Origin of the sequence: Clostridium sp. BL-8 (genome assembly GCF_002006495.1) — a bacterium.
GTDB lineage: Bacteria > Bacillota > Clostridia > Clostridiales > Clostridiaceae > Clostridium.
The window spans coordinates 1-6700 of sequence record NZ_LZZL01000152.1 but is presented as its reverse complement, the minus strand read 5'-3'; the positions used below and the strand labels follow the sequence as shown (position 1 = coordinate 6700).

Below are 6700 nucleotides of genomic sequence, written 5' to 3'. Positions count from 1 at the left end.
AGCAGCTCAATTTCAAATGCCTGCTTCACAAAAATGTATATGATTTCTAGTATAGGTGCACACAAAAGTTTAACTTAAATAGATAATTATCCTACATATAAGTAAAGTTTATAAATTTAACATATGCATTAGCCTGATTCATGTAATATCAATAAGAATTCCAAGTGTATAAGTAAATTTTTTGTTTTGGTTATCTATAGCAATTGATAACTCTACAAAATGATTTTTTTTGCTTACAATAAAATTCATTTTATAAAATTCACACCATACCTTTCCAACCCGCATGTTTCCTATAAATATTTATATATTTACCTATTTTCATATTAAAATTCTTTTCTTTCTACATATATTCCTATTTAAATATATTTCTATAAACAAACTTACCTAGAAATATTCAAACATATTTTCACATTTTTATAGCTTTATATGAACCTATGAATATTTAAAAATGTGAAAAAATTTTAATTTTTTTCTATTTAAGTATTTTTATATTTTTATATTTGCATATTTCTATTATGTAAGGTAATTAAATCTGTTGATGATAATTTAATTACGCACTGATTTCTATTGATGCATATTTAAAAATAAATAAGGAGGCTTTATTAATGAACATAACTACAAAAAAATCAAAAAGTAAAGATCAAGTTAAAGATGACTTTAGCATTAATGAAGATGAAGAACTAGATGTAAGTGAATTTTGTGATGGTGAGGCAAAAATTGAGGGTGAACTTTTAAGATCTTTTTCTTTTGACTCGTCTGATGAACCAACTGAAATTTTTACAAATTCTGCTACCACCTCCTCTATCACTCCTAATAAAGTAATCTCAACTAATGATACTTCTTTTAATAGCGCTGCTCATAAAGATGATATTTTAGATCATAGAACTCAAAAAGCTAATCCAAATGGCAGAACCCCTTCTGTTGATGGCGAAGCCTTTGATATGGTAAGAAGCTATACCTTAAGGCGCTCAACAGTGCGTATTTTAGGTAAAATAAAAGTTATCCATAACGATGACAATGTATATTTAAATACCATTGTTGATGAAGCTATCCGCTATTATTATGAGTATCTAAAAAATAATCTTAAGGAATAAAAATAAAGGCAGGCTAAGTATAACTTAATCTGCCTTTATAATTCTTATAGCTGGCTCTGCCAATTGAAATTTGTCAGCGTCAGATTATGCTTCTTAGCAGATAAATAACAATAAGGCGAGCATTCATTTTAGCGGTATGTTTGCTATCAATTCGCGGTATAGCTGCTCCGTACTTTCGCTGTTATGTAAACTTATATATACATCTTTCTTATCGGTTCGTTCAATCTTTATTGTAGGAGATGACTTAGGTTGAACAAAGAGTAAAGTTTCACCGAGTGTATCTGATTTGAAATTTCCTTTTAAGGCTCCCCCGGTACCGCCATACCCATTAGTCCTTGTGCCAATACCAATATCACTCATGCTTTTCTCTATAAGAGATATATTATGAACTTCAGAGGAGTCAATATTTAATCCATACATAGCTTTTATTTGTATGTGTCCATCAAGTACACTTATATCAGGGTCTTTTTCACCATAAAAAAATAATGCACATATCCCAATAAGAATTACTGCAGAAATTGAAGCTATAGCAATAATAACCGCTTTTGGCGTCTTTGATATTGACACATCAGTTTTGTAAATAACCGATGTGCTTCTGTATTTGTTATAAATCCGATTATATGCAACGACTAATACCACAATTCCAGGAACACATATAATTACCAATAAAATAACACCTGTTATAATACTGAAAAGGGACAATATACCTGTCACAAACATACAAACGCTATAAATTCCCCACATCAAACCATTCTCGCGGTTGTATGAAGGAATGTCCGCTATCTCTTCAGGTCTTACGGTACTTCCTGAGCAAAAGTGCATCGGTTCTTTACGTTTGAACGCCCAAAGAGCGATCACCACAAAAGTCAATGAACACAGCCAACATATAGTGGCAAATATTATATTCCCAAACGACATTACTATTTCCTCCTCGCAATCTTTTGAAAATACAAATAATCTAAACTACAAATTATAATTTATTGATTAGACATAACATACTGTTTTAATTCTTTTGGAGATGGATTTATGAAATATTCGGAATCTATAAAATCAACTAATTTTTTTGAAGAAACCCATCTAAAATCAATGGTTTCACCTTTTTGGAGTACAATATTATTTTTATCAATATTACAAGTACATAAAAATACTTTGAAAAATGCATTCACCTCTGCATTAATAATATTATAAATCAACTTAAGCTCTTCAGAGACAATTCCTGTTTCCTCAAGTAATTCTCTTTTTGCCGCTTCTAAAATACTCTCACTTTTTAAAACGCATCCACTAGCACCTGCTTCCCATAAACCTGGGAACTTTGATTTATTCCAATCTCGTTGCATTAATAGATAAGTTCCATCCTCATGACAAACAATAATTACAACTACTGCATGAAATAGGCCTTCATCTATTTTCTCACCTCTAATTAAATCAATTCCTACTTTTATTTCATTTTCATTATATGCATCCCATAATTCCATAACTCTATCCTTTCAAATTACAATCAGTTAGAAATTGTATTTTATTTATAATATAATTCATCTGACTGCTTTAACTCTTGTTTTTAGCTAAGACTATTTTTTAATTAAATACTTGCTTATACTTTAAATTCCATTATTCAATTTTAGCATTTATTATTTTTATATAATTTAATCAATTCATTTAAAGAAATATCTATATCAACTTTTTTTAATAAATCTTTCCGTTCATCATATAGTTTTTCAATCATTGCTTGAAATCCTTGTCCTAAGTGTATTTGTTTGTGACAATTACAGCATAAAGAAACAATATTTTCTTCAACATCTAAAGATACTTCAAAATTTTTGTAATAAGTGAGTGGTACCAAATGATGAGGTTCTGTATAGTTTAAGTTTGAGTTTTTTCTAAGAAATGTTGAATGAGTATTATCAAATTCACATTTGTAATTTGCATGCCTCAACGCATTTATTGATACCCTGCGGCTTCTAGGATAAACATATTTATTTTGGATACAAATAGGATTTTTTTTATTTTTAGATTTACCTGTATATTCGAAATATGTGGTATCCAAAGAAATATCGCTTTTACTAATATCTGAAATAAGGTCATCATCTGAATAACTATCATCTGAAAATATATTTAATTCCTCAATAGCCTGTACAAGTTCTTCTCTTAGTGTCCATTCCCAAGTCTTTGGTTTTGTATTAATTTGTTTGCTTTTCATCACTACAATAAATCTTGTTCCTTTAGCTATATCACCTATTCCCTTAACCTCAAAGCGTCCAAGTTCTTTTTGTACTCTTCCCGCCAAACCATTTATAATTCCATTAGCACTCATGCTATGCTCATTATATTTTTTACCTATATAACCACAAGTTGCAGAATATCCAGGTTCTATGTACCATTTCTTTATAGCTTCTTTGCTTTTATCATCAAAAACTTTAGGATTAACTAACAATTGCTTCCATTCCTCAGTAGTTATATCAATATCGCAATGATATTCACCATCAATAATTTTACATATTTTCTCAGTCATACTGTTCCTCCAATTTTTAGCTATAAAATATTTATCTTAATTAGATTATCGTACTCTGTAACATTTAAATTCGTAATATATTTTTAAACTCCTGCTGATTAATCATTGAAACCACTTTACTGTTTAAGAATAACAAAATAAGCAAATGTATTTTTTTATAATCGTAAAGCATGATTTTATGAATAATGGGAATTTGTATTCTATATATGATAATTCACCATATTATCAATTGATACCGCTTAAAACTTATTCTACAAATTGAAATTTATTGCTTAGCCATTATATCCATTTGCTATAATTTTTTAAGTCTCTTATAATATTTGGATTAGTCGTTTTCCCAATTCAAATGCTTTTTTGCAATCTTGTGGAAATACTTCTTTCCTACGTTTTAATTTTTTGTCAGCATCAAAAGCTGTTGAAACATATTTTGAATAATCATCAAATTGATATGTATCTGTCACAAAAAGCGATTCCGTTTTCCCAAAAAACCTTTCAAATAAAAATTCATTATATTTAATGGCTTCTTTCCATTTTGTTTGCTCCAATTTTTGCTCATTAACTCCAAATGTATAAATTAATCCTACAGAAATTCTTTTAGTAAAAAGCGAAGAATATTTTTTATCATACACTAGATATGGAAAAATTAATCGCTCCATAAAAGATTTCATTTCACCTGTAATTGAACCTAAGTAAATTGGAGAAGCAAGAATTATAGAATCTGCATTCTTAATTTTTTCTAGAATTGGACTTATTTCATCATTAATGCAGCACTGTCCATAACTATTACCATTTTTCAACTTACATGCGAAACAACTTTTACACCCTTTATAAGTAAAATCATATAGATTAATCATTTCTGTTTCTGCCCCATTTAATGCTGCTCCCTCAAGAGCCTTATTTAGCAAGATTCCTGTATTCCAGTCTTTTCTTGGACTTCCATTAATAGCAACTACCTTCATATTTATAACCCCATTTCCTATTTTATAAAATTTAATTATTAAATTAACTTTATTAATAGAGTAATGGTTGTAGTATAGAACAACGTCAAGAATTATTTATTAATGATTTTAAAAAATCACATTCACCTAAATTCTTATTTCCCTTTACTTTATTTAGTATCTCTATCAATTGATATAATTCTTTAATTTTATTTTCAACTCCAGTTATCTTATTATCTATGTAATCTACTAACGTATCTCTATGAGCACATTTTTCATTACTAACTATTTTAATCAAATTAGATATTTCTTTTAAGCTAAACCCATAATTTTTCATTTGAACAATAAATTTAATTCTTAATACATCTTCCTCTAAATAAACTCTATAACCACTTTCATTCCTTATTGGATTGGGTATCAAATTTATACTTTCATAATATCTCAAAGTTTCTTTTCCTATATTAAATAATTCTGATAAATACTTTCGTGTATATTTATTCAAACTTTTTCTCCTTATTTATTACAATGCTAGGTTTATTTTATCAAAACAAATTAAAATCTATAAAACTTAACGTTGAATAAGAAACGTACTAGAATTGATTAATCAATATCTATAAGTGTATTCATTAATAATTTTACATCTTCTCCCTGTTGTTGTCTTCTTTTTATATTATCTCTTCCCCAAGAACACATTAAATCAATTATTTTGTTTACTGATACCCCGTACTCCGTAATATGATATTCAACCTTTGGAGGCATCTGATTATATACAATTCTACCTATAATACCATCTTTCTCAAGCTCACGAAGTTGCTCAATAAGGACTTTTTGTGTAATAGCCGGTATACAACGTTGTAATTCACTTGTCCTTTTTTTTCCATGCATCAAAAAACATATAATTAACGCTTTCCATTTTCCTCCTATTATTTCTAGTGTAGCTTCTATACCTAAATTATATTGTTTCATACTAACCTCCACGTGAAATTTTTATTATATTTAGATAATATAATGACTCATTATCATCAACATACTATCACCATTCAATACTTACTTTCAAGTAACATTGTTACTTCATTGTGTGTATTTACAATCCCTTAAAGCCATTATAAACTATATTCATAAAAACCAATAAAAATTTTATTAAAAAAGGAGTAAAATTATGCAAACACTTGTTATTTTGGCACACCCTACTATAATAGATTCAAAGATCAATAAAAGATGGAAACAGGAATTACTTCTATATCCTGATGAAATTACTATTCATGAACTATATAAAGAATATCCAGATGGAAATATTAATGTTTTAAAGGAGCAAAAATTGCTTGAATCATATGACAATATTATATTTCAATTTCCATTATATTGGTATAGCTATCCTTCACTATTAAAAAAATGGTTGGATGAAGTTTTTACTCATGGTTGGGCTTACGGTTCTAAAGGTGACAAGCTTAAAGGCAAGAAATTTGGAATAGCAATGTCAATAGGTGATAAAAAAGATAATTACTTACCATCTGGTTCTGTTACCTTTACAGTAGATGAAGTTATTATTCCTTTCAAAGCTACAGCTATACATGTAGGTGCAATTTTAATGCCCCACTTTGCAATATTTGGTGCTTCATATGAAGCTAGTGAAGAAGAAATCAATCAAAGTGCAAAAGATTATATTAAATATATCTTTGATTTCAAGTAATAACTAATTGAGTACTGTGACTTTTTCTTTTTTAATATACAGATTTGTAAATAAAAAATTACTGATTAGAGTTACTCTCAGTAATTTTTTTGCAATTTTTTAATTATTGACTCTTTATATATCTCATTTCTTACTTATGAAAATTCTCTTCTTTTTATTTACAAATTTATAATTTATCTTTCAATTCAACATAGTTTTTAAATACCATACTTAACACTTCTCAAACAACAAGTTTTATTTAATATAACCAATTACAGCTTCGTAGTGTTAGCCTAATTAGAATCACTGCAGCATGTCCAATTATATGAATAATGGGAATTTATATTTTATTTATGATAAAGTTCACCCTTCATTATCCTAAACCTTGTATTAAATATTAATATTATAAACATTGTTTAAATTTGAACTTTTAATTTTTGACCTGTTGTAAAATGAAATTGAACTAATAAAAATATCCATAGTGGATTAT

The 6700-nt window shown here is 27.9% G+C and carries 8 protein-coding genes; 2 read left to right on the top strand and 6 right to left on the bottom strand.

The window, feature by feature from the left end; translation table 11 throughout:
• Positions 1-605: 605 nt before the first annotated feature.
• Positions 606-1094, top strand: coding sequence for a hypothetical protein (locus tag CLOBL_RS26285; protein ID WP_077861700.1), 489 nt, complete (start codon positions 606-608; stop codon positions 1092-1094).
• Positions 1095-1217: 123 nt separating this feature from the next.
• On the opposite strand, the gene CLOBL_RS26280 is transcribed toward CLOBL_RS26285, so the two are convergent.
• From CLOBL_RS26280 to CLOBL_RS26255, 6 genes are all read right to left on the bottom strand, one after another.
• Positions 1218-1760: a hypothetical protein gene (locus CLOBL_RS26280; protein WP_242953933.1), complete on the bottom strand. Its 543-nt coding sequence runs from the start codon at positions 1758-1760 to the stop codon at positions 1218-1220.
• A gap of 311 nt (positions 1761-2071) precedes the next feature.
• Complete coding sequence (locus CLOBL_RS26275; protein WP_077861698.1) at positions 2072-2569, bottom strand: NUDIX hydrolase; 498 nt, start codon at positions 2567-2569, stop codon at positions 2072-2074.
• A gap of 143 nt (positions 2570-2712) precedes the next feature.
• Complete coding sequence (locus CLOBL_RS26270; protein ID WP_077861697.1) at positions 2713-3603, bottom strand: HNH endonuclease; 891 nt, start codon at positions 3601-3603, stop codon at positions 2713-2715.
• 311 nt (positions 3604-3914) lie between these two features.
• Complete coding sequence (locus CLOBL_RS26265) at positions 3915-4562, bottom strand: flavodoxin family protein (RefSeq protein WP_077861696.1); 648 nt, start codon at positions 4560-4562, stop codon at positions 3915-3917.
• 85 nt (positions 4563-4647) lie between these two features.
• Positions 4648-5043: a MerR family transcriptional regulator gene (locus CLOBL_RS26260; protein ID WP_077861695.1), complete on the bottom strand. Its 396-nt coding sequence runs from the start codon at positions 5041-5043 to the stop codon at positions 4648-4650.
• A 98-nt stretch (positions 5044-5141) separates the two neighbouring features.
• Entirely contained in the window at positions 5142-5507 is a 366-nt protein-coding gene (locus tag CLOBL_RS26255; RefSeq protein WP_077861694.1) for a winged helix-turn-helix transcriptional regulator, read from the bottom strand.
• Positions 5508-5700: 193 nt separating this feature from the next.
• On the opposite strand from CLOBL_RS26255, the gene CLOBL_RS26250 reads away from it, so the two are divergent.
• Positions 5701-6231 carry an NAD(P)H-dependent oxidoreductase gene (locus CLOBL_RS26250; RefSeq protein WP_077861693.1) on the top strand — a complete coding sequence of 177 codons (531 nt, stop codon included), beginning with the start codon at positions 5701-5703 and terminating at the stop codon, positions 6229-6231.
• The last annotated feature ends 469 nt before the right edge of the window (positions 6232-6700 follow it).

Bases quoted from the DNA above. Each gene is read 5' to 3' on its own strand.
- CLOBL_RS26285 (WP_077861700.1), top strand. From the start codon at position 606: ATGAACATAACTACAAAAAAATCAAAAAGTAAAGATCAAGTTAAAGAT.
- CLOBL_RS26275 (WP_077861698.1), bottom strand. From the start codon at position 2,569: ATGGAATTATGGGATGCATATAATGAAAATGAAATAAAAGTAGGAATT.
- CLOBL_RS26270 (WP_077861697.1), bottom strand. From the start codon at position 3,603: ATGACTGAGAAAATATGTAAAATTATTGATGGTGAATATCATTGCGAT.
- CLOBL_RS26265 (WP_077861696.1), bottom strand. From the start codon at position 4,562: ATGAAGGTAGTTGCTATTAATGGAAGTCCAAGAAAAGACTGGAATACA.
- CLOBL_RS26255 (WP_077861694.1), bottom strand. From the start codon at position 5,507: ATGAAACAATATAATTTAGGTATAGAAGCTACACTAGAAATAATAGGA.
- CLOBL_RS26250 (WP_077861693.1), top strand. From the start codon at position 5,701: ATGCAAACACTTGTTATTTTGGCACACCCTACTATAATAGATTCAAAG.